Genomic DNA, 24262 nt, shown 5'->3' on the forward strand with positions numbered 1-24262 from the left:
TACAATATTTACCAACATTATGAAAATGAGTATGATAAGTAAGAAATGGAGTAATAACCCCTTTTATGAAAACATATTTGAGAGGAGAATGATGGAATGGATAAAAGATGGGAGCATCATAAAGGTGTTAATAAGCAATATTTGATGAAATCTCAAATAAAGCCACCTGATGATGAAAAGCGAAGAGCAGAAGATATGATTCAAGATGAAGAAGTTATAAATATTTTCGTAGATGCTTCGGAACTAAAATATCAAGGGATTTTTGGACTAGGAGTTTGTTTTGTAGGACAAGGTGAAGTAATTGTAAAATCAAAAAAACATTATAATCAGTTGATGAAAAAACAAATTATTTATGCCGAGCTTTTAGCGATTATTTTTGCTCTTGAACAAATAACTACCATTCATAAACAAGGACTTAAAATTTTACCTGATATTAGGATATTTAGTGATTTAGCATTAATAGAGAAGTTAAATAGTACTAGCGACTTGACAAAAAATCAATCGATCAATTTAATTGCTGACAGGATAAGAAACCTATGGGAGACATTTGCGGAATACCAGCCTGAAAAAAAATTACAAATTCAAAGTATGAGTCATAGGGATAAGAGACATAACCCTTTTTATAAGGCAGCTCATAATGCGGCTAGAAAAATTATCGGACTTTGAATTAGTAAGTAAATTATAAGTAATTGGTGGAAATAGGAGAAATTCTTTCGTATCTGATTTTAACCAAATTAGAAAGAATTTAAAAAAATCAAATAAAATTTATATATTAATTGGGGAGGGAAAAAAATGATAAAAAAACCTTCAGAAGTATTAAAAGATTTATCGTTTGAATTAAAAAATGTAGTCGAGATTAATAATCAATATCTTGAATCTCTATTTGAAGCACAATATCACGGTAGAGGACATACCAGTATTAATTTAAATAAAGAGTCGATTGAGTGGATAAATAAGGAGCTGAATATCCTTTTTGAATTGCAGGAATCTAATCGGCTAAATCCCTTAATTGATGGTCAAGGTTCAACGCAAACAATTGATAGGTTGTATTTAAAATTGGGGATTTTGGAGAATACATTACAAAATATAAGGGCTTCTTTTATTGAATCAGGAAAATATGAGGTAAACGATTATTACTATAGAGACAAGTTTAATGCTGTTGATTTATCTAAAATTAAACATCAAATTTTGACTGACTTAGTCCAAACGCTTGTTTCGGTAAATACTATTGCTCATGAAGAAAATGTTTCTGCAATTGATGCTCTTGGAGTCATTCGCTACATTACAGAAAACATGCTTTGGTTAATAGATGAAGGTTATCATTCTCTCTTTCTTGGAAAGTTGACAGAAGAAGAAATTAAGGATGTATTAGTTCGAAAATATGATTGTCGTATGTTTGAAAAATCATATCCTATGATGGGTCTTTATGTGAATATTTGGTATCGAACATTCGCAAAGAAGGACAAAAATTGTGATGCGGAGAGGTAGTATTCTTACTCAATTTTATTCTTGAAATATAATTAGGATTTCCCATTTCTTCTCTAGAATTAATTAAATTAAAAGAATATAGGACGTAGAAAATTAAAAGTATGCTGAAGCAATAATTCCCTATATTGGTTTATTATTTTTAGAACTCTCTGAAGAATTTGCCTGAGATCTAAACATTATTTATGATAATAAACAAATTCCCGACATTATTGTTTTCCAACACTAATTCTTCAAATGGAAAAATTGTATTACTCATGGCGGGAATTTCCTTTGAATGTGTCTTTCTTGCTAATAACCAATTATTTTTAAGTTAGAGTGATCACCACTGCGTCTTTTAATTTCTACAATCAGCACAAGAGTCGCCATGCCAGTAAATATCCTGCAGTTATCTCTAAACTCCCAAATGGAGGCATAGCGAGGGTTCTAGCAGAATTACACTTTCCGCTAGAATCCTCTTCAATCCTCAAATTATTTAAAGTGTGTGACCAAACCAATCACTTAGGAAATTAATTATGAAGGTTTTTACTTTTAGTAAACAAAAATTCGAAGTTAATTATATGTATATTTAACTTGGTTAGTAAAAAAATTTCTCTATTAGGTAGTGTATTTATAAAAAAATTTGGAGGGGTAGTAGCTTTTAAGAATTCTTCGGCTAATGCCGATTTCCGCCCCACCCCCTTCATTAGGGGTTAGTTTGAACTTCTTATGGAAAACACAACTTCTTTTTCACGACGCCAGAAACAATAAATCATCTTACATGCATCAACATAGCCGAGGGAGGACGATGGAAAGTCGTAGCAGACATTCCAGGGCATTTCTAGTCACTATCAGTTTTTACCATGATAGTCTACTTCTACTCTCTTGAAATACTCCAAATGAATAGAAAGGTTTTTCTCCTTTCTTCCAGTTAATCCTCCACTTACAAAGTGGCTCATAAAAATGAGCAGACTTTTCCCCTTGTGTGGTGGCTTCGTCGTTCTTCTTCTTTCGTGTGAGATGCTATTCGCTTCGCTCACCTGAAGGAAGTTTGCTTTAATTGGGTGCCAGATTCCAATTTGTTGTTGAGTCTTTTTTCTTTTTGAATTGTTCACAAATTTAGTGAAAGATTCCAATAATGTGTCTATTGTCAGAATCTTTCGTGGAGTGACGGTTTACCCTTCGTGTCTGGGTATAGCTTACACTATTATTATATACCCGCAAAAACGCCATTTTTCTACCTCGGTCTTAAATGTCCACAAAAATTTCACGGAATGTTCGTAAATCATAAATTATTTACTAAGATACCGTTGGCAGCTAGAATCAACATTACTTGCCTACGGAAAGGATCATAATAGTGAGATTCGAAGAACTCAAAGTCACCATTTGACATAAGTTACATAAGGCAAAATTTCACCTGAAAGATATGTGTCTTGTATATTAGTGCGAAATCAGTCACATTCATAACATAAGGGGAATACCATCTAAAAACAGTGTAATGCACACCCCACATATGTGGATTGCGGACACTTGTTTTCTACCCGACTGTGGGCCGAAAACCAAATGGTTGAGGGGATTGAGCTCTACAATGGTTACTGCAACTAGGGAGACCCTACCGGTCTTTTCTTCTATTTAAGAGTATGGTCTTTGTTCTGGTTGGGTGGTATTGAGGGCGGAGCTCAGGCGGAAATTATTTGAATAAATAGTATTATTAACCTTGCTGAAAAAATATATCCAAAAAAAGTCATAAAATATTATAATGGTAAATAATACATACTTCTTCAATTAATTTAATGGGTCTCAATCATTAGAAGGGCAATATTTTACTAAAAAAACACAATAAGGAATCCGTCTATTTATCCTACTTCCTGGAGGAATGCAAAATGAACCAAATTAATAATTTATTAATAAAACGTGACCAAATAGTGGCCAGAATCAAGGAAATAGAGGAAAGTTGTGAGGGAATTGAAAATGAGAATAACGCCAGAAGAATTAATGAACTAAATCTTCAGAAGGCAAAGCTAACTGCAGAAAAATCCTTGTTAGCTGGAAAAACACATAATTTAGAAGTTGAAATTAAAAAATTGACTGATGAAATAAAAAGCCTTTCTGGGATTGGGATCAATCGTATTCTAAAAGCAATTAAAGAACAGAGATGGTATTTCTTCAAAAATAGGCCCAAGGTTGTAATGGATCGGAAAACAGGGTTACTCTGGGCAAATTTGAATTACTTTGAATATATAAAAGAGGAAGGTCAGTTTTATACTGCTTTTCAGGCAAAAGCACTATCGGACAAGCTGTCGCTTGATAATTTCAAAGGCTGGAGGGTTCCTAACCATCTTGAATTTTGGGATATGATCTCTGACAAATCATTCCCTTTTAGTCAGGGACAAAACTGGAGGATACATAATAAATATAATTGGCTTGTAGAATATCAGAATCAGATTAAGAGAAAAGATTTAGATGATGCAGGAGCAACAAACGATATTGTATCTGGTGATGGATGCCTACTTCCTTGCAGTTCCTGCTTAGCATCTGAGGACTATGCAATCAATGTATCTAAGGAGAACAAAGTTTATTCTGAGACTGAACGTGCGCAATTTACGTTGGACCTTTTTGTTAATAACGGTTTGGAACCAAGTTTTATTGATGGAGAAATAACACAACTTTTTAAAAGGATATACTTCGAAAAGCCGTCATTGATTGAGGAATTGAATTCCTTTCAAAATGAAATTATGAGCCTACAAGATGAAGTTTTGTTATCCACTTCTTTTGACTATCTTCAAATACTTTCGAAATACAATATTGAGGGTATTGATACCTCTATTATCAAATACCATGAGGCCGTCATTTCTGTGATTGATGATTTGATGGATAAGCTTCATTACTACGAGGATGTGAAAAGTGAAATCATCCGTGATTTTAATGTCATCGGCCTGAGGTTGTCGAGAAAATATGATGCAAATCCTAATCTTACAGATGAGGAAAATGAGCTATTTAAAAGCAGGCAAGCATACTTTAAAAGACATTTCGAGCTTAGTATGAACAATACGAATGCTCAACTTTTGGCTATAAAGAAGCAGGCAGAAGAGATCGGAGACCGAATTGAGGAAATTAACAGCGGGATGAATGCCCTAAAGGAACTTGCCGCTATAGAAAAAGAAGAGAGAGCTAGCTTTGCCTTCATCACTGAAAATGCGGTTACAATAATTAAAAATGCGCTGAAAAAGATTGAGTACTTTGAGAAACATAAATCATACGCAACGAACATCATAAGTTACTGGGACGAATGGAATGAAAATTACAAGACCTTCAAAACCAAATTAAGGGATGACCTTAAGGCTGCATGTGAAGATGGTGGCATAGAAAGTGATACGTATGAAGCTTGGTTTAAGGATTGGCAAAAGAAACGCTTCACGATTGAGGGAAGGTTTTTGCCGCTAATTGAATACTCTCTGAAAGGAAATCTTACCAATTTTAACGATTATGGACTGACAGAGGTTGATGTAATTGTTGGGCTGCTGGAGGAGTATAGAGAAGGAATAGATAGGTTTTATATTGAAGAAAGGAAAGCAATCCATACAAAGTGTTTCTTTTTGGTCGGTGGGGAATTGCAGGAAAAGTTTGAAGTAGAAAGTGAGCTATACAAGCTTGGATATCAATTCCAAAATGAGCTTAAAAATATTATTTTTGACCTTGAACGGGTAGAGGACCGATTGTTTTTACTGAAATGGGCTGATGGTTTGCTTGATTTGCAAATCGAAGAAATACTTGATTTTGTTAAAGATAAAGAAATTACGAAAATATCCTTGGACGTCCTTACTGAGTTCGCGGATCTTAAACGCAAGAATTTTGATACCTATATCTCGGATATCAAAGCTTACAGCGAAGGGTTACAGAGGCGTGAAAAAGAGTATAACTCACTTGTATTCAAGATGAGAAAGGAATTGGTTAAACAATGAGTTTCAGCCTTCCTCCAGCCTTTGGGCATCTAAAAGGAACGGAACAAGATGAAATATGGAATTGCACTACCCCCAGGAGGGCGGACCATATAAGTGTTTCACGAGGAGTGTATAACCATCATGGCATTTATATTTCCGATGGAGAGGTAATCCATTTTACCGGCGATGATGCAGACAATATTCTTGATTGGTCGAAAAATGAGGTAATCCAAACGGATCTAGCAGCTTTTTTGCAGGGCGGGACCCTTGAAGTGAGAGAATATACTAAGGAAGAGTTGATTGACCTTTATCCTGTTGAACATATAGTCCATTACGCAAGGGCTTGCCTTGGAGACAGGGGTTACAACTTGATTTTTAACAACTGTGAGCATTTTGCCAATATGTGCACTTTAGGGAGGTTTCGCAGTAAACAGGTGGAAAGAGTATTTGACATTTTTACAAGCGGTGAAAAACTACCGATAAAAGGGAGAAAAAATGGTATGGGTATTTTTGGAAGATTAGGGGATGCATGGAATGCTTTATGGGGTAACGGGAAAACGGGAACCAGCGGAAGAAGCAGTACAGTCACAACACAAACTTACACTTACGAACCGGACAAGGTGAAAATTGCTGAGATTGAGGCGGATATGAAAATTAGGCTGGCCAATAAAGAAAACGAACGCATAGAGCTTATGAAAAATGCCCGCCTTGACATCCTGGAATTTGAAGTGAAATCGACCATGGCAATTGAGGAGGCTAAAGCAAGAGGGTTCAATGTCATGGTCCAAACCTTTCTTTCCATGCAGGAAAAACTAAAGGAACTTGCTGAGAAAAGGCTTACCCTTATACAAAGCGGATCTATGCAAATTGTGAAGGAAATGGAAACTTTTTATGAAGAACTTTCCGACCGGGTCAAATCTGATAATGACAAATATAGTATCGATAAATTTCCTATGCTTTTATCATTGCTAGATCAATACGAAGCCGGTACACCTGCCCATGAGCTGTATCTTAAAAGGATTCAAGATGATATGGCGCTCCAGGTAAAGCATTACAACTTACAAATCGAATCAATTACTAAACGCCAGGACCAAATGGTAAACAGTCTTTTACAGGACAAGGAAACAATCCTTCAGCAAACCGGCCAGATTGCAGCAGGGATTTTGGAAAATATTTCAAAAAATTATAAAGGTCAGTTTGCATTAGAAGGCCAAAAACTCACTCAGCCAAAGCTTGAAAACGGTGCCAGGCTTTTAGAAAATACTAAATCTTAAACCAGTGCATAAGATATGGGTATTGGCTATTATGCAACTATATTATTTCTTATTTTGTAACATGTTATATTTGTATTAATAATTTAATAAGGTCAGAGATAATAATTGGATACCTCTATAATGCATTTTATTCATATACAATGGGAAGATCCTTTTTCATTATACGATCTTCCTTCATTGATGGATGGAGCAATGGATTATGGTATTTATCAGATCTACGGTAACTTAGAGTTTACGGTAGTAGAGTTCTATTGTATATAGCCAAGGCTGATTATCAGCTACTTGGTAAAAGAATTTCTCAAGACGATTGGTTTGACACAAACGATTCGAATAACATAAAAATGTATGTTGGAAGATTGCACGGTCCACAAAATCCACTAGAAGAATCATGGTCTAAAGAAATTGATTTAGCTGAAAGATTATTAATTTTTGTTCATAAACCTGCTTATTATTCATATTCTGAAATTGGGGTAACTACTGAGATCTTCTTCCAGAGTTATCTGGTTTTAGGTAGACAAGTATACTAGATAATTTAGATTATTTTACTTAGAGAATGGGAATAGTGCGAGGCTATTATGAGAAGACTCACTGAAATAGAATTAAGTAGGCTTCAATCCCAACAATAACCATTGAACACGTAATAATTTTTTTAGTCATTCTGTGCAAATTTATTAGAAATATTTATGTGAAAAAGCGTAAAAAATAAAAAATCTGCAAACCCAGAACAAAGGGTTTACAGAATGTGTCGGTAACTATAAAAAAATTGTACCTTAAATAAGTGACCTTTATTTTAATTTTTCTTTATTTTGGTAACATTTTGGTCACGTACAAAAAATAACTAACAATAACAATAAAATACTATACATTTTCATTTGTCTGAAAACCCTTTAGAATAAAGGATTATAAATAACTAATGATGATTAAAAGAAATTAAAAATACATCCTTCCCACAAACTTCAAAACTGCTTGTGACCTGCGTGCCAGGTCAGGTGGGTTCGATTCCCACGCAGTCCCGCCAAAATAACTCAATCATATCAAGGGTTTAAGCTGTTTTTTGTATGTGTTTTGTCAACAGTTTAAACTGTGATTTACGAGTGAAAAGTCATCAGTATTTTTTCTGAAAATTACAAAGTACTAGTGCGAATGATTTAGGGTGTACTAGTGTGTCAAATCCACCAAATTCTGAATGAAAGGTGGATTTTTTTATGTCTTCAATTAGGAAAACACATAGGAAAGGTTCAAGAAGTGCCCAGAGCATTAACCGTTTTAAACAAACGGAACAAAAGATGACATTGTTTGAAATGTTTGAACGATTTATGGTCTTTAAACAAACTGAAGGATTAGCAAAAGCAACAATTCGAGGTTATTATGAACATCTTCATTATCTTAATGATTACCTTGGTGGGGATGTCCCAAACGACATGGTGACGGTAGAACTATTTCGAAATTATATCGGTTATATGCTTAATGACCAAGGACTAAAACCAACGACTGTAAATGTGCGTATTCGAACCAATCGAGCCTTTTTACGCCACGCTTTTCAGGAAGGGTGGATTGAAACCCCTATACACGAAAAATTTAAGCCTATTAAAACCCCTGAGGATGAAATACAGGCTTTCACTCCAGCCGAGATTAAAGCACTACTCAATCAAATTGACGATTCACGTTTTGTCGGACTTCGTGATAAGGTGATGATTTACGTCTTATTAGATACGATGGTCAGAATTTCTGAGCTCTTAAAAATGAAAAGATGTAATGTTGATTTAAAAAGTGGCTCAATTAAACTTGAACCCCATGAAACGAAGACAAAGAGAAGCAGGAGTGTGCCAATCTCTACGAAGACTATCAAATTGCTTGAGGAATATATGAAAGAGTCGGATGATTTTGGTAGTGAATACCTTTTTGTGACATATGATGGTAGAGAAATCCTTGATAATACTTGGCGAAGAAGATTAACGGAATTGGGTGAATTGGCAGGTATCACCAATAAAAGAGTATCTCCTCATACCTTCCGACACACTGGGGCATTATTTTACATTCTGAATGGAGGAGATCCTTTTTCCCTTCAGAAGATACTTGGTCACTCTGATATGAGTATGGTGCGGAAATATATTCAAATGACGGATTTGGATGTTAAAAGACAGCATAACTCTTTCTCGCCCTTAAATAGTATTTTCGGAAAAAGATGAACGTGCGGTAGTTTATTCCTCTTGGAGTTGCTAAATCAATAAGAATACGTATATTAAGGTAGTCTTATTAAGTATCTCCTGACTGAACGCCCATTAAGTCCTAATTTTTATATATTTTCTGAGGGGGAAATAGGGCAGTTTTTTATTTTTTAATAAAACTTTCGAAGCCCACCTCCTCTTGCAAAAGAAGTTTGGTGATTTTTGGCTGTTTCAATTAGTTATGCCGGGATGGCAAAATACAAATTCTTTCATTATAATTACCAACCTCATAGGAACAAAAGATTCAAGCATATAGGGAAATAATTTATATAGCACTTTACGTCTCAAGATCAGTTGAACTCAGAAAAATAGTGTTAACATTGGTTTTATCGGCACTATTCGACAATAATATCTTGATTTCGGCATATCTATGAGGTATTTTATTAGTATATTGTGGAAATTATCTAAGAATAAGTGGCGATTTAAGCATGGTCACTTGGAGTAAATGTAATAATTACATATATAAAGAGGTAAAAAAACCATGGAAGAACGATGGCTTACTGTGGAAGACATTTGCAAATATCTCAATGTGAGCAATGAAACTATTTACAAATGGATTGAGCAACGGGAAATGCCAGGCCACCGGGTAGGACGCCGTTGGATGTTTAAACAAAACGAGGTAGATGAATGGGTTCGCTCTGGTGGTGCAGCGGACACCCCGAAAAGGATGAATAATAATTAATGGATGAATTGAATAACACAATAGAACTTGGTGTGTATGATACCGCGATTAACATCATTGGCGGGCTTAGGGATATTACGGTCATTTTCAAGGCGATAGATTCGCATTTCAGTCAATCTGATTCACTAGAAGAACTCGTTAATCAGCGAAATGAATTTAATCTGCGTACTGAAAAAAGCCGAACAAGGATTGAACGTGAGGTAAGAAAAGGATTTTTGCAGTTTAAGAACGAGGATCACCAGGATCTCATTCAGGGGATTTTCAGCGAGCGAGTGCCTCTACAGGACAAGCAGTTGGTTTTGGTTTGGCAGTTTGCTTTGAATAACAGATTATTCAGAGAAATTACATCGAGGGTTTTTGTGAAAACTTATTACTCTGGACGTACAAGCATCTCAAAAGATGATATTACTGCCTATCTGAAAGAGTTTCTTCTGCAAAATGAATCACTGCAGATCAGATGGTCAGAAAATACAATTAACACGCTATCGACCAAATACCTTAATTTGATGAGTAAGCTCGGTTTTCTAAGTCCCAGGAGAGTAAAGTCTTTCAAGCATATACGTCCATCTTCAGAAGCGCAAGTGCTCTTTCTTTACTTTGCAAAATTGTTCTCTCCTAACGCAAGTAATATCCTGACTAACGAGCTGCTTCCTATCAGCTTTATTTCTTCAGAAGATATTCAGAACCGGCTTAAAAAGCTCTCTTTGAAGGACTTCTTTAATATGAATTTCAACGGTGTTGCTTTGAACATCGAACTAACCCAAAGTTATAAAGGAGTTTGCGATGTCTTATATAAATGATCATCAGCAAAAGTTTACAGATTTGAAATTCCATATAGAAAACCAAGATCAACTTCGTCGGCAAGCAAATGGCGGGAACAGTATCTTGTTCTCATACCCGCCTGATGAAGAACAGCAGTATATTGAAAAAGCGAAAGATCTATATGCTGATAAGGCTGTATTTATTGATGTCAGCAAGCTGCTGGTTCAGTTCATTGATGAGGACGGTTGGGAGTCGTTTAAAGAGTATTATAATGACTTTACGAATACTCCCCACAAAATCTTTTGTTCTAATGATCCTACAACAGATCTGTTTGACCTGATTATTAGCGAAATTGAAAAAGCCTGTCAGAACAATAAAACTCCGTTTTTAATAAGAACAGGTTGCCTCTTTGGTACGGGAATTGAGAACGTTAACATCATGGAGAATAAGGCAGTTATGAATCTGCCTCATCCTCTTGTGATATTTTACCCAGCAAAAATTGAGGATGACAACATTTACTTTTTGAACTTCAAACTTGCATCAAAATATCGTTGCACGTTGGTGAAATAAGGGGAGCACTCATGACAAAAATAAACGAAATACTGACGCTGGATCTTCAGGAAGATATTAAGAGTGTGATCGATCTTGATGATCACTCCGAAGTGGAAATCCAACAGGAAATTGAAACTTACATTGTGACCGAAGGAATCGGTCGGCATCTTTACAACTTCACTAACCAATTTACTTCCAATATAAAAGAAACTGGGGTTTGGTTGTCCGGCTTCTATGGATCAGGTAAATCCTACTTCGGCAAGATGCTGGGTTATATTATCGACAATCCGATGATTAACGGAACACCTGCGAGAGAGCGATTTATCCCACGATTGAAAGGCGTGGCAGACGAAAGCCTAATTGAAAACTCCATCCGCAATCTTGAAGCGATCAATAGCAGAGTCGTGATTTTTGACGTAGCTAAACAGAACACAGACAAAAGTCTGGCATTCACTCTTTTTGCCAACTTCCTGAAAAGCCTTGGCTTCCGCGACGACTTATACGGCTACATGGAGTTTGATTTGTTAATCGATGGTAAACTCGAAGAGTTTAAAAGTAAAGCCGAATCGCTCGAGGGACAGGAATGGGATAAGTTGAAAACCAGCAATCGTCAGGTTGCAAGGGTCATGCGGAAAGTGTTTGCTGAAATGGGTTATAGCGAAGCTGACTACGCTGATACACATCAAGTTTACAGTTCCGCTATTGAGGATTTCTCTGCAAACAAGTTTAAAACTGAGCTTGAGAAATACTTGAAGCACCGGCCGGAGGAGACACTTGTCTTTATCTTCGATGAAGCCAGCGAAGCTATCAGCCAGAAGAAATTCACTTTATTGGATCTAGAGGGTCTTAGTGAAGCTCTTTCAAGTATCAGTAACAAAGTTTGGACCATCGCCATTGCTCAGGAAAAATTAGATGATGTTATTAACAATGCCAATGTGAACCGAAGTCAGTTGACCAAGGTAACGGATCGTTTTAAGACCAAGATTCACCTTGAATCAACAGAGGTTGATGTCATTATCAAAAACCGCCTACTCCAAAAAAAGGAAGCCGGATATCAGCAGCTTGTTAATTACCACAAAAATAACGAAGGGCTGGTATCTGATGCGACCAATTTGAAATCATCATTTCCGACTAAAACTGCAAATGGGGATGAGTTTGCAACCTACTATCCATTCCATAAGTATCAGTTCGACATTCTTCAGAAGTTTTTATTTAGCTCCAATGCGTTGGTAGCCACTCAGATCGCTGCACGTGGAATGATCATTACAACTTTTGATATTCTCCGAAAACAGATGCGGAATAAGGAAATTTACAGTTTTACCCCGGGCTACGCTATATGTACCGAGGCACAAACAGCTCCACCCATTGGACTGGTTAGTAAATACGATACTGCAAGAAAGATTCTAAAAGAGCGCAGCAGCATCATTGACGGTGAAAAGCTGCTGAAGACGATTCACCTTATGGCTGATTCAGGAGTTGTTTCGCCGACAGTAGAGAATATCACTAAAAGCTACATTTCTGATATTACAACTTACTATGATGTGAAGCCAGTCATTGAAGAGGCTCTCGGACTGCTGCTTGAAGCAAAAGTTCTGTTGCTTTCAAACAACAACTATAAAATTACTTCTGACCTTGAAGGCAAGCTCCTAGAAGAAATGAAGGACTTTGATGTTGAACTATTTAGCAAGAAAAGGTCTTTGATCAATTACATCAAGGACTACAAGCTGTTTACCCCGGTAGCCACCTTTAATGACGGCATAGACAGTTTCAAATTTAGCGTTCTTTCTGATCAGGATGACGAGCTCAGTGGCTCAGGAAACAAGCATCTGAAATTGACAGTCTACAGCCTCTTTAACATCAGCGAGAATCGGCAGGATTTTATTGAGAACCTTAAGCTGGAAACCCAGTTCGAAAAGGATGTTATCACGCTAGTCCCAGACAACGAAGAGTTTTCGCTGATTGATAAACTAATTGGTGAGGTTAGTCGCTACTTATATATGGAGGATAAATATTCCAATGATTCTGATCCCGCCAAGCGCCAGATCATTAGGGATTTCTCCATCATCCGCGAGGAAAAGGAAAAAGATCTCCGTATAAAGATTGAAAGTGCCTATCGCAATGCATCTTTGATTTATATGTACGATGAGCACCTACTTAACGCAGACAGGTTCAAAGGTACGATTAGCGAAATTCAGCGTAAAATGATCAAGAATATTTATACAAAGAGACTGGCTTCCGGGCTTTCTGAGGGTCTGGTTCCTAAAATTTTCAGCAGCCGCAAGGAAGGATTGAGCCGATTGTTTTCTGGTGATGACTTCAGGTTTTTTGATAGCCACGGTAACTTTACCGGTGATCATTTGAAGGTAGTCGAAGAAATCAATGCTAAGATTAAAAGCCGGTATGTAGATGGCCGCACACTGGAGTCAGATCTTTCCGGAGCACCGTGGGGCTACTCATTTGGGACCATTGTAACCACTTTAGCGGTTCTTCTTCGAGCCGGTCGCCTGTCTGTAAAATACAATGGTGACACATGGTTTTCTCATGAGCAGATCGTTATTCTGGAGGCCTTTACCAATGCTACGAAATTTAAGTCGGCTTCATTCAAGTCCATTACTACGACCCTATCTGCTGCCCAGAAAAATCAGGCGGTCCAACTACTTGTGGAACTTGAAATTGAGTCCCATACTAGACGAAAGGTTGACTGGAACATCAATGACTTTGATCTTGCCGACAGCATTTTGCACATGGCTGATCATTTTATTGGTGCACTGACAACGTTGAACGATACAGTCGAAGAATTTGAGACACTGTTTCCGACTGTAGCCAACCAGAAACAAACCTTGCTAAGTTTCGGCGGAAAGATTACTGAAAGCAATTACATCGAAAAGGTCGAATTTTTCCTTACTAATAGCGATCAGTTCTCAGTTGCTATTCAGACCATTCTGAAAGCGCAGAAATTCATCAAAAAGAACTTTTTCAAGGCCAAGGAGTTTATGGGTTTCATTGAAGAGGTTGCTAGAGAACTCAAAAAAGCAGACCGATCCGACAACACGATACAGGAAGCATATGATGAATTTCTACGTCTCTATAAACAGGACATGGTCAAAAATTTCGGTAACCTGCAACAGCAGGTACAAATTGTCAAAGACAGTTACTACAAGATGATTAAAAGCGCTGCAGCCGGAATGAGCCATGAATATCAGATTCTTGATGGAAAAGTAGATGCTGCGCTTAGAAAACTGAAGGGGTATCCGGCAGAGTTGAATGTGTATAACCAGAGAAAGCTTGATGAGCTTAAGCGCTATTGTTCAGACAGGATTATCAAAGAGCCTGTACTTGGGTATGCCATCAGTTGTAAAAATTGCGGCTATTCGCTTTCGGATATCCTGAACTATATAGCGTTGGCTCCTACCAAGGAGAACGAGTTAGTAATTATTCAAAGCAGTTTTGTTGCTGAAGTTCCCAAGCCGGAACCGAGTGGGGCTCCGGGTCAGCATCCTACGCCCAAGCAACCGCGCAAAGTTCGTTTTAAGGTTACCAGCAAGGTTATGACTGTTCAGGAATACAAATCGCTCCTGACCAAACAATTGGCGTTATTGACTGCTGCCAGCCCCGATGAAGAAATCGAACTGGATATAGAAACAATATGATAGGATGTTAGCCAATGAAACTGCCAGAACATGTAGATAAGATACGGAAACTTATTGAGGGTGCTTTTGATAAATATTTTGCCCGACTGGGGATTGGAAAGAACAAGCAGCTATCCATTGAAAAACTTCCCCCAGAAGTCAGAGACAAACGACTCCGTTTCGAGGAGATGCTCGAAAACCATATTGGTGAAACCGGTAATTACGAACACGCTCGCGAAAAGCTCATTGATGAGCTGACCTTTACACTGTTCAACCGTATGGCTGCTGTCAAAGTCATGGAAGCTGCTGCGCTATTCCCGCCGGTGCTGACTAAACAGCCGGAGCATGGTGATCGCTCATTTGGACACATGGCGTGGCTGGAAATGAACCCGCACATGCGTTCCGAAGAATTGGAAGGTATCCGTGAATACCTTAAATACGCCTTTAATGAGCTGGGGGAAACTCTACCGCTTTATAGTAAAGCCTATCCCTATGCTTTGCTACCTGATGCCATCAGTCTCAATGAAATCATCGACACCTTCAATGCGGTGGAAAAGGACACTCAGGTAGGCGATGATATTTGGCAAAGTGATGATGTCCTTGGCTGGATGTATGAGAGCTATAACAATATAAAGAAGAAGGCTCATAAGGACAGTGGTGGGAAAACCGAATATCATAAAGTTTCACTGCAGTCGCAGGTTTATACACCGCGCTGGGTCGTGCAGTTTCTGGTGGAAAACTCTCTTGGGAAACTTTATTTGGAAATGTATCCGAATTCCGAGATCAAAGGTCGTTACAAGATTGCCAACGCTCCTCAGACTCAGGAGCGCAAGCCTAAGCCACTGCATGAATTAAAGGTGATAGACCCGGCCTGCGGATCGGGAAATTTCCTTCTCTACGCCTTTGACTTTTTCTATGAACTTTATGTCGACCAGATCGAAAACTATGGATCCGATTATGATGAACAGGATATTCCCAAGCTGATTATTGAAAACAACCTGCACGGAATCGATCTCGATGACCGGGCGGTTCAACTGGCCCAGCTCGGCCTCTTTATCAAAGCTAAGAAAAAACGGAGAACTATTGGCGAACTCGCCTTTAATGTAGTCTCCTCAGACATCTATTTGCCTGAGTATGAGGCAGTAAAGCACATCTTTACAGAAGGGGAAACACTTGACCAAAGCCAACAGGAGCTGATTGCCGACATCTGGACCGATCTCCGGTTTGCCTACAAGTTTGGGTCCTTGATACGTCTGGATGAAAAGATAAAGGCAAAATTACTCCAATTGTTAGAACAGCGAGATATTGAAGAAGGCAATCTATTTTCAGATAAAAAACTTGGGATACCATTAAAATCTGTACAATTGGATATATTTACCGAAAGGGATATTGAAAAAGAAAAAAATTTCTCAGACACCTTCTTCAACAACCTGAAGACCGCTGTTAAGCAATACGCTAAAACTCAGGAGTACACCTTCCTAACCAGCAAGACGCGGGATGCTATTACATTCCTTGAATTACTCACCACAGAATACGATGTGGCTACCGCCAACCCGCCGTATACTGATAGTGCTGACTTTGGTCCTGAGTTGAAGAAATTCATCGAAGACAATTATAAAAAGCCATACAAGTTTCATACCAACCTGTATGCCGCTTTTATTAAGCGCTGTTATGAGCTGGTAAATAATAATGGCATGATTGCTATGATTAGTCCAAGAACTTTCATGTATATAAAAACATTTGAGTCTATCAGAGAGTACATTCTTTTGAAATCAAATGTAAATCTTTTAGCCGAGCTTGAAATGGGAGGTGTGTTTGAATTTTCTAATGTCGCTATAGATGCCGTAATGTATGTGTTTGAAAAAGGATTTTCAGATTCAATTGGCGTCTACTTTGATCTTAGAGAATATCATAATTACACAAAAAAAGGTAATATCTTTCAAAAAATATATGACAATTACATAAATGGTATACAGGATGAGCATGTTTATAAGCTAAACCAATCAAAACTGAAGATCATCAAGTCCTGGCCCTTCATTTACTGGATTTCCGATGAGTTCAGGGAAAAGTTTGCAACTGGATTAATTGAAAAAACAGCAGATATTAGAGCAGGTATCCAAACTTCAAATAATAATAGGTTTTTAAGATTCTGGTGGGAAGTAAATGACGAAGATATTCTTTCAGAAGTAGAAGGTTCAAAAAGTAGAAAAAAATGGGTGCGTTACTCCAAAGGAGGCCCATATCAAAAATGGTTTGGCAATCTCTGGCTAACAATTGACTGGGAACTTTCAGGGAAAAAGCTCCAAGAGTTTCTTATAACCAAAGGACAAGACCTTCATGCTCAAGAATATTATTTTAAGCAAGGGCTAACATATTCTGCTTCTGGATCGAAAGGGATATCTCTTCGATATTTACCACAGAATCACCTTTTTGACATAGGTGGGTCGTCTGTTTTCTTGATGAATGATTTCCAAAATACTTTCTATTTGATGGGGTTACTTAATTCAAAGTTAGTTTTTTACGTAACGGATTGCCTTAATCCAACTGTAAATAAGCAACCCGGTGATCTAAAAAGAATACCGCTCGTCATTCCTAAAAAGCAAGAGGAAGATTTTGTTGCAGAACTGAGTACTAAATGTTACTTAATTAAACGAAAACTTTGTGAATATTCGATTATTGAACCAGATTTTAAGGTGTCTCCATATAATCGGAATAATAGCCTTAAAAAGTTTTTTAATTTTGAAAACCACCTCCTAACCCAGGTGCTGATTAATGAGGCCATCATCAATGAAATGATCTTCAAGATTTATAACCTGACTGATCATGACAAAGCTATGGTTCTAGCAAAAGAAGGAGAATGCATCGGTGGGCTGCCAGTATTACCGGAAGCTCGGGTTGCCTATCTTGACGATACAGAAGCGACCAAAGAATTCCCTCTTGACGAGGTGCGTGATTTTATTGAGACTCTTTCGACTAAAGAATTTACCGATGAAGAGCGTGAGGCGATTGAAAACGGATTTCCAACCCTCTATCAGAGCAATAATGACCTGGAAGCATTCTGCATCCGCTATCAGGTCAATCCGATCAATGTCTGGTACTGGTTCAAACAGGGTAATGTAATTCCGCAGCAGCGGATGCACACACTGGCAATGGAGTTTCTTGCCGACATGATTCGGGAAATCCTCATGGAGGAAGAAGACGGGATTGTCCCGCTGGTGCCTAATGCCGGAGAAAAGGTGTTGCTGGATCGTATTGAGGAAAAATTCCGCGAAAAAGGTTTCAGCTCGGCCCAATATTCCAGTTTTGACACGGCCCTTGGCCGTCCAATCCATGAGTACCTGAACAAGCTTTTCTTCGTGGAGCTGTCCGACCACTTGAACATGTTTATGTACCTGCCGAAGACACCGTTTATCTGGCATCTCTCCAGCGGTCCGGAACAGGGCTTTGATTGTTACATTATCATCTACAAATGGAGCCGAGACAAACTTTTGCGCCTGCGCTCGGTCTATATCGAGCACCGGGAACGCTCATTGGTTAATCGTCAAAGCGATTTGGTAGGTAATGAAAGTGCCGAAGCACAGAACGAAAAAGACCGCATCTTCAGACAGCTCAAAGAGATTGAAGCCTTCAAAGTCAAGATTGATGAACTGCTTGCTGAAGGATACTCGCCCGTTCTCGACGACGGTGTCGGCAAAAATATTGCTCCATTGCAGAAAAAGAGAATGATTCCTTATGAGGTGCTCAATGCAGGTCAACTTAAAAAGTACCTTAATGCGGATTGGTAGGGAGAACTGACGATGATAGATATATGGTTTAAAAATGACCTGATGAATATTTACGGCCGTCATTCGGTGGCCGTATTCATTGATGAATCGGGCGAGGCGGAGTTTTTGCTAAAAACTGTCGAAGGTGAGTTTACCATTCATCAGCCAAATTCCGAGCTGGAGGAACTGCATGTAAAATATCTCATCGAGAAGGTGCAGCCCAGTAATGAGAGGTTCCTCATATATACTCGTTCGAAAAGAGAAGAACTAAAGTTTATCCGGGAATATTGCGAAACCTGCGGGTCTCTGGAAATCCGCTACTTGCAAAACTATATTAAGGAGAAGGTCCACCAGACTCTAAATCTAAACATTAATCTTAGCAAGGAAGAGTTGATTGCCGCCGCAAAAGTTAGCGTTGGTAAAGACCATACTTACTGGATGGATATTAGCCATAAGGGTGCAACAGTAATCTTTGACCTGAACAAAGAGCTTCTGCCTTTTGTTCATGATCCCGTTTCCTTTACAAAAGAAAAATACGATGCGCCACTTCGAGAAACATTTTACTGGGAAGTCAATGAGTTGCTTGGTCAGGAATATCTGCTTAAACCTGCGACTACACTGGCTCGTGAAGTAGTAAACGCCATACTAGATGGTTTAGCTGAAGGAAACCTCAACAAGACACTTGATTCTGTTTATAAAAATTGGCTCGATTCAGTATCTTACCGGGATTCATTTAAAGTGTATCTTGATAAGTATACACTATCGTCAGAACTTGATATTTGGAATGTCAGCATCAATCATCCGTTTCGCCTGGTGGACGAAAGATGGCTGTCCGAAGTTGGGAAAAAACTTTCAGATAAGGCTTCAATCCCGAATACCCTTGCCAAAATGCGACAACGCAATCAGAGCAGACAGGCTCAGGCGCTCGGCATACACTTCTGGAATGATGTGATTGCACTGTTGGAATTTGATTCCCAGGATATTACCTATCTGAGTTCATTCAGCGAGTGTGTAGAGTTCTATAAAAAACATTTCTGCAAGCTGGATACGGCCATTCGGAATCTATATACAGAATTTCTAAATAAAAAAGAGCTCCTCGAACCATTTCAGGAGCTCTATAAAGAGCATATCACTGTTTTTCTGGACAAATGGTTTAAATACTGGAGTGGCTACAAAGAAAACCAGACCGGTACACTGCAGGGGATCATTGATTCATCCAACGGCATGAAGACGGCAGTTATTGTGGGGGATGGGGTTGCCTATGAAATTGCGGAGCAGGTAGCCACAAAAATTAAAAGTTCAGTAAATCTCAAAAGGGATGCAATTCTTGCTGATATTCCAAGCGAGACCGAAAACAACATGAGCCGTATCTACATGAACAATGGAGTTATTGAAGCGGTTCATAGCAATCGAGAGAAATATCTGGCAGCACAGAATCTCGATGTAACAATTGATTTTATTAGACTTGATGAGGTTAACGAAGATGCTTTGGCGGGACAGTTTCTAATTTGCACTTATAAAGATATCGATGACATGGGTGAAAAGCTTCAACAGAAAGCTCTCAAGTATGTACCTGAAATCATCGACTTTTTCGCTGAAAAGATTTCACTCCTTCTCTCTAGCGGATATGGAAAAGTTTACCTGATTTCAGATCATGGTTTTGTTCTTACCGGGCTGTTAAGTGAGGCGGATAAAATTTCAGTATCTCCAAAGGGCGAGTTTGATAAGGCAGAACGCTATATCCCAACGGAAAGTAAACAACCAGAGCTAACCCCCACATTGATTGAAGCTGAAAGGGGCTATAAGCGGTTTAGGTATCTTTACTTTGCAAAGAACATCAATCCTTTCAAGACCCCTGGTTTATACGGCTATTCGCATGGAGGGGTATCACCTCAGGAACTGATAACTCCATTTTTCTGTTGGGAACGTTCCGGAGAATTGATATCGTCGCTGTCTGTTAGCATTGAAAATAAAGAAGAATTAAAAGATGTGACTGGCGAATTGTATTCAATAAAAATTCAGGCCGACAAAGGAACTGAGGATTTGTTTTCCATGGAGCGAAAGGTTTATCTGGTCTTCTTTGCGAACAAATCGCAGGTGAACAAAAGCGATGTATTCACTATTCAACAGAATAAGTGGATTACCAAAGAATATACGTTCGATGGACATCTGGAAATAGAAGTCCAACTTCTGGATGCTGCTACGAAACAGCAGCTTGACCGGGCTGTTATTAAACAAAATAAAGAAAGAGATTTAGGCGGACTTTTTTAATTAAATGGAACTAAAATGTTTGAGAAAGGCAGCGACAAGATTATTGATAAGAGCATTGATAAAATCATTGATAAGATCAATTGCTTGGTAAAGCAGCACAAATAGTGCTGATTGGAGGAGTCAGTTATGGCAGTATTAAATGACTTAGACATAAAACTTCTGGAGCACTTCAGAGGGTATGTCGTAAAAAAAGACCTTGTCCGCTCCGTAAAGATTGGAGCCAATGTACCGGTATTTGTACTTGAATACTTGATAGCAAACTCCTGCTCCACTGATGATGAAGAAAAGATTCGCATTGGTATGGAAAATGTGAAAAGGGTGCTCGGTGAACATTATGTGAATCCGGAAGAGAGTACATTGATTCAATCCAAGATCCGTGAGAGGGGTCGCTATAAAATCATTGATAAGATTTCCGTGGAACTGGATTCTAAAAAGGATATCTACTGGGCGAAGCTGCAAAACAGCAACATCAAAAATGGAAACATCAGCGATGACTTGGTGAAGCAGCATGAAAAGATGTTAATGGGGGGTATCTGGGCAATTATTGATGTGGAATACGATCCAAATATTAAAGTTGGACAGAATATATTCCCGTTTGTTATTACAGAAATTAAACCCATTCAGCTTTCCAGCTTTGATAACACCAGAATCATCAACAAACGCAAGGAATTCACAAAGAGTGAGTGGCTCGACCTTCTTTTAAGAAGCTGCGGCTATGAACCAAGTGCGGAAGGTGTCACGGATCGAATTAAAATGCTATTATTGTCTAGATTACTACCGATGGTTGAATCAAACTTCAATTTCATCGAACTTGGACCACGTTCGACAGGAAAATCCTTTGTGTTTAAGGAACTCACTCCTTATGCCGTATTGATTTCCGGTGGTCAGGGAACCGTAGCCAAGCTCTTTGTTCATGGCTCAACCGGAAAGGTTGGCGCTGTGGGTCAATGGGACGCAATCTGCTTTGATGAGGCTACAGATAAAATTTTCAAGGACCGAGACGCTGTTCCTCTGATGAAGGACTATATGGAGTCCGGTTCTTTCTCCCGGGCAGGTGCCGGTGGTGAAATCACTGGAGTTGCTTCCATCATTCTTAACGGTAACATTAACCAGCCAGTCGAAACGGTCCTGCAGACATCTCACCTGTTCAGTCCGCTTTCTGATGAAGTCAACAACGATACGGCCTTTTTAGATCGAATCCATTTTTATCTTCCTGGCTGGGAAATGATCAAGTTTTCACCGAAGCATTTTACATCCAGCTTTGGATTCAGTACGGATTACTTCTCTGAAGCATTAAAGTCATTAAGGCGTGTTACCTACACCGATGTAATCGAAAAATATTTTTCACTTGGAGCTCATCTAAAACAGCGTGATACCAAACCGGTAAAGAAGACTGTTTCCGGCTTAATTAAGCTGATGCACCCTGATGGAGAATACACCAAAGAAGATATTAAGGAGTATTTGGAAATTGCTCTCGAGATGCGTCGACGTGTCAAAGAACAACTGAAGCGTATTGGGGGAATGGAGTTCTGGGATACCAATTTCTCATACATAGACAAAGAAAGCCAGGAAGAGTTCTTTGTAGGCTTGCCTGAAGAAAAAGGTTCGAACCTTATTGAGAACACACCTTTGTCCCCAGGAGTTTGCTATACAAGTACCAGTGATGGCGAAAATGTAGCACTAGTGAAGATTGAAACCGTCGTAGTTGCAGGTTCTGGAAAGTTGAATGTTACTGGGGTCAATAACATGGCAGTGAAGGAGAATATTAAAAACACCTATCAGTACATAAAGGCTAATGAGAAAGCGATCTTGAGCGAAAAGCATTCGCTAAATAATTTTGATATCAGCATTCAGGTGACTAATCTTTTGGGTGCTGCAATCTCGTCTGGTATAGGATCTGCAGTTTATATAGCTATTGTATCGGCGCTTTACAAAAAGAATCTGAAGGCAGGCCTTGCTGTCCTCGGGAATATTTCTGTGGGAGGTGCCATTGAGCGGGTTATTAACTTTGCCGACAAGGTTACCATGCTATCTGAGAATGGTGCCAGGAGTGTAATCGTTCCGATGGATAACCTCAATGAGCTTTCAAACGTACCGCCAACAGTCCTTGGCAGCACGGATGTGCCGTTCTACCAGAACAATCATATGCTGATGCAAAAAGCAATTCTCTTGGACTAAATCAATATAAATAATAGTAACTGGATGAAATGCTACCAGCTAGAATATTCATAGGCTTTTAATGGTGGGAATTGATATTTAAAAATTGTTGAAAGTAAAACAGTGATATCTGAAATTAGCACGATTAAGCTTTATATTTTTTGGTTTTTTTGAGTCCCAGGAGGGAGAAAATTACCGGCCTACAGTATAGTGGAAACTGTAGGCTTTTTATTTTTTGGTTTTGTTGGCCATGTTAGGTGACAGTTATTTTTTGTTTAAAAACCAATAGTAGGCAATAGGAAGCAAGTAACCTTGATAAATCATCACATAAGCGGAATTTCAGGTGTTAAAATCAGTTGGTATCAATTCGTTTACTGCTAAATCTCCTACTTCCAGTTTAAGCAGTGCTGATGTATTCATGGGTGAAGATTTAAAATACACCGTCTGGTGGGAAGCTGCATATGTGTCATTTTCTGGGGAAAGGGCATCTGGGTACCGAGGAATTCCTGAATTTGCAGTGATAACGGTGAACAAGATCACCATGAAATAATAGATGAATTTACGCAGACCTCCAATGTATTAAGTGTTAAGCGCGTGCATCAAGAAAACTTAGTAACCGCCGAAAAGTTAATTAGGGGGTGTTCTTCTTCAAGTATTTCCTTACGTGAGAAAAAAACTCATTAGATTTCGTTTAAAATATCTCATTAGTGAACATAATAAATGGGAAAGGAAAAGGAGGGGGTGAAAAAAGTGTATTCTTTAGAAGAGACAATTCGCTTAAATCTGAGCACCGCCAAAGAGGAGGGAGTCAAACGCGCTGTAAGTCTTTTGCTGAACGAGACTACAATCCGTCGTATGGATGCGCACCTGAAACTATACAAACAATTCACCGATGGCAGTTTCGCGACCTCACGTAATCAACTTATAGAAATGGCTTTGGAGCAATACCTTAATGCCTCATCCCGAATCCTTCTTGAGGATTTTGGGGTGAATGATGAGGAATGGTTGGAAGGGGAACAAGATAACAAAATTAAGGAGGAAGAGAACATGCTTCAACTGCAGACCCAGGAAGCCCAGCAGGATACCATTGTTTGTTCGGCCCAGTATCATAATTACCAAAACATCTTTTTATCTGGTAATCACTGGTATTCAATAAGGACCGCCAAATGGAGACATCCCCATTTAAAATACATAGCGTTATATGTCGGGTCGCCCATCTCAGGGATTGTTGATTATGCAAAAATTGACGATTTTCAAAAGTGGACAGATGGAAGATGGGAGGTGTCGCTAAACGGAACCCCTCTGCCTTTGCCGCAGGGAAAACTTCCTTTAGGTAATGCTTCAATCCAAGACGTTCGTCGCCTCCGATACACTAATTTTCAAAAGCTAATGAGTGCAAAACAGGTTGCGGATCTATTCTAAAATATGATGGGAGGGAAGAAATCCTCCCTTTTTGCATTTGGCAAGATATAATTAGCAAGTCACGAAGGCCATCCAACCGATGATATTTACACTCGGGCGGCATACCTAGTTTATTC

At 38.7% G+C, this 24262-nt stretch carries 16 protein-coding genes; 15 read left to right on the forward strand and 1 reads right to left on the reverse strand.

What is annotated here, in order from left to right; all coding sequences use genetic code 11:
* Positions 1-96 precede the first annotated feature (96 nt).
* Positions 97-666: a hypothetical protein gene (locus tag RCG22_RS01190; RefSeq protein ID WP_308105359.1), complete on the forward strand. Its 570-nt coding sequence runs from the start codon at positions 97-99 to the stop codon at positions 664-666.
* 126 nt (positions 667-792) lie between these two features.
* Complete coding sequence (locus tag RCG22_RS01195) at positions 793-1488, forward strand: hypothetical protein (RefSeq protein WP_308105360.1); 696 nt, start codon at positions 793-795, stop codon at positions 1486-1488.
* An 827-nt stretch (positions 1489-2315) separates the two neighbouring features.
* Here RCG22_RS01195 and RCG22_RS01200 read toward each other — a convergent pair.
* The gene (locus RCG22_RS01200; RefSeq protein WP_308105361.1) at positions 2316-2579 is read right to left on the reverse strand and encodes a hypothetical protein; all 264 of its coding nucleotides are present in this window, start codon (positions 2577-2579) and stop codon (positions 2316-2318) included.
* A 768-nt stretch (positions 2580-3347) separates the two neighbouring features.
* On the opposite strand from RCG22_RS01200, the gene RCG22_RS01205 reads away from it, so the two are divergent.
* The 13 genes from RCG22_RS01205 to RCG22_RS01265 all read left to right on the forward strand — a co-directional run bounded on the left by RCG22_RS01205 (position 3348) and on the right by RCG22_RS01265 (position 24146).
* Positions 3348-5426: an Lcl C-terminal domain-containing protein gene (locus RCG22_RS01205; protein ID WP_308105362.1), complete on the forward strand. Its 2079-nt coding sequence runs from the start codon at positions 3348-3350 to the stop codon at positions 5424-5426.
* Positions 5423-6679 carry a lecithin retinol acyltransferase family protein gene (locus RCG22_RS01210; protein WP_308105363.1) on the forward strand — a complete coding sequence of 419 codons (1257 nt, stop codon included), beginning with the start codon at positions 5423-5425 and terminating at the stop codon, positions 6677-6679. The genes RCG22_RS01205 and RCG22_RS01210 overlap by 4 nt, the downstream gene beginning before the upstream one ends.
* Positions 6680-7020: 341 nt before the next feature.
* A complete protein-coding gene (locus RCG22_RS01215) occupies positions 7021-7206 on the forward strand; it encodes a hypothetical protein (RefSeq protein ID WP_308105364.1) in 186 nt (61 codons plus the stop codon).
* A gap of 678 nt (positions 7207-7884) precedes the next feature.
* Positions 7885-8868: a tyrosine-type recombinase/integrase gene (locus tag RCG22_RS01220; RefSeq protein ID WP_308105365.1), complete on the forward strand. Its 984-nt coding sequence runs from the start codon at positions 7885-7887 to the stop codon at positions 8866-8868.
* A 520-nt stretch (positions 8869-9388) separates the two neighbouring features.
* Positions 9389-9589: a helix-turn-helix domain-containing protein gene (locus RCG22_RS01225; RefSeq protein ID WP_308105366.1), complete on the forward strand. Its 201-nt coding sequence runs from the start codon at positions 9389-9391 to the stop codon at positions 9587-9589.
* Entirely contained in the window at positions 9589-10389 is an 801-nt protein-coding gene (locus RCG22_RS01230; protein WP_308105367.1) for a BrxA family protein, read from the forward strand. The genes RCG22_RS01225 and RCG22_RS01230 overlap by 1 nt, the downstream gene beginning before the upstream one ends.
* Complete coding sequence (locus RCG22_RS01235) at positions 10373-10921, forward strand: hypothetical protein (RefSeq protein WP_308105368.1); 549 nt, start codon at positions 10373-10375, stop codon at positions 10919-10921. Before RCG22_RS01230 ends, RCG22_RS01235 begins: the two co-directional genes overlap by 17 nt.
* An 11-nt stretch (positions 10922-10932) precedes the next feature.
* Positions 10933-14553 (forward strand): BREX system P-loop protein BrxC, encoded by a 3621-nt coding sequence (gene brxC, locus RCG22_RS01240; RefSeq protein ID WP_308105369.1) that lies wholly within the window; start codon positions 10933-10935, stop codon positions 14551-14553.
* A gap of 14 nt (positions 14554-14567) precedes the next feature.
* Positions 14568-18317, forward strand: coding sequence for a BREX-1 system adenine-specific DNA-methyltransferase PglX (gene pglX / locus RCG22_RS01245; protein ID WP_308105370.1), 3750 nt, complete (start codon positions 14568-14570; stop codon positions 18315-18317).
* A 12-nt stretch (positions 18318-18329) separates the two neighbouring features.
* Complete coding sequence (locus RCG22_RS01250) at positions 18330-20567, forward strand: PglZ domain-containing protein (RefSeq protein ID WP_308105371.1); 2238 nt, start codon at positions 18330-18332, stop codon at positions 20565-20567.
* A 126-nt stretch (positions 20568-20693) separates the two neighbouring features.
* Positions 20694-22745 carry a protease Lon-related BREX system protein BrxL gene (brxL, locus tag RCG22_RS01255; protein WP_308105372.1) on the forward strand — a complete coding sequence of 684 codons (2052 nt, stop codon included), beginning with the start codon at positions 20694-20696 and terminating at the stop codon, positions 22743-22745.
* Between the two features lie 322 nt (positions 22746-23067).
* Complete coding sequence (locus RCG22_RS01260) at positions 23068-23274, forward strand: hypothetical protein (protein ID WP_308105373.1); 207 nt, start codon at positions 23068-23070, stop codon at positions 23272-23274.
* 200 nt (positions 23275-23474) lie between these two features.
* Positions 23475-24146, forward strand: coding sequence for a hypothetical protein (locus RCG22_RS01265; RefSeq protein ID WP_308105374.1), 672 nt, complete (start codon positions 23475-23477; stop codon positions 24144-24146).
* Positions 24147-24262 lie beyond the last annotated feature (116 nt).

Source organism: Neobacillus nitrireducens, from assembly GCF_030915405.1.
GTDB lineage: Bacteria > Bacillota > Bacilli > Bacillales > Cytobacillaceae > Neobacillus.

Coding starts and splice junctions, on each gene's coding strand:
- RCG22_RS01190 (WP_308105359.1), top strand. CDS start 97: ATGGATAAAAGATGGGAGCATCATAAAGGTGTTAATAAGCAATATTTG.
- RCG22_RS01195 (WP_308105360.1), top strand. CDS start 793: ATGATAAAAAAACCTTCAGAAGTATTAAAAGATTTATCGTTTGAATTA.
- RCG22_RS01205 (WP_308105362.1), top strand. CDS start 3,348: ATGAACCAAATTAATAATTTATTAATAAAACGTGACCAAATAGTGGCC.
- RCG22_RS01210 (WP_308105363.1), top strand. CDS start 5,423: ATGAGTTTCAGCCTTCCTCCAGCCTTTGGGCATCTAAAAGGAACGGAA.
- RCG22_RS01215 (WP_308105364.1), top strand. CDS start 7,021: ATGTATGTTGGAAGATTGCACGGTCCACAAAATCCACTAGAAGAATCA.
- RCG22_RS01220 (WP_308105365.1), top strand. CDS start 7,885: ATGTCTTCAATTAGGAAAACACATAGGAAAGGTTCAAGAAGTGCCCAG.
- RCG22_RS01225 (WP_308105366.1), top strand. CDS start 9,389: ATGGAAGAACGATGGCTTACTGTGGAAGACATTTGCAAATATCTCAAT.
- RCG22_RS01230 (WP_308105367.1), top strand. CDS start 9,589: ATGGATGAATTGAATAACACAATAGAACTTGGTGTGTATGATACCGCG.
- RCG22_RS01235 (WP_308105368.1), top strand. CDS start 10,373: ATGTCTTATATAAATGATCATCAGCAAAAGTTTACAGATTTGAAATTC.
- brxC (WP_308105369.1), top strand. CDS start 10,933: ATGACAAAAATAAACGAAATACTGACGCTGGATCTTCAGGAAGATATT.
- pglX (WP_308105370.1), top strand. CDS start 14,568: ATGAAACTGCCAGAACATGTAGATAAGATACGGAAACTTATTGAGGGT.
- RCG22_RS01250 (WP_308105371.1), top strand. CDS start 18,330: ATGATAGATATATGGTTTAAAAATGACCTGATGAATATTTACGGCCGT.
- brxL (WP_308105372.1), top strand. CDS start 20,694: ATGGCAGTATTAAATGACTTAGACATAAAACTTCTGGAGCACTTCAGA.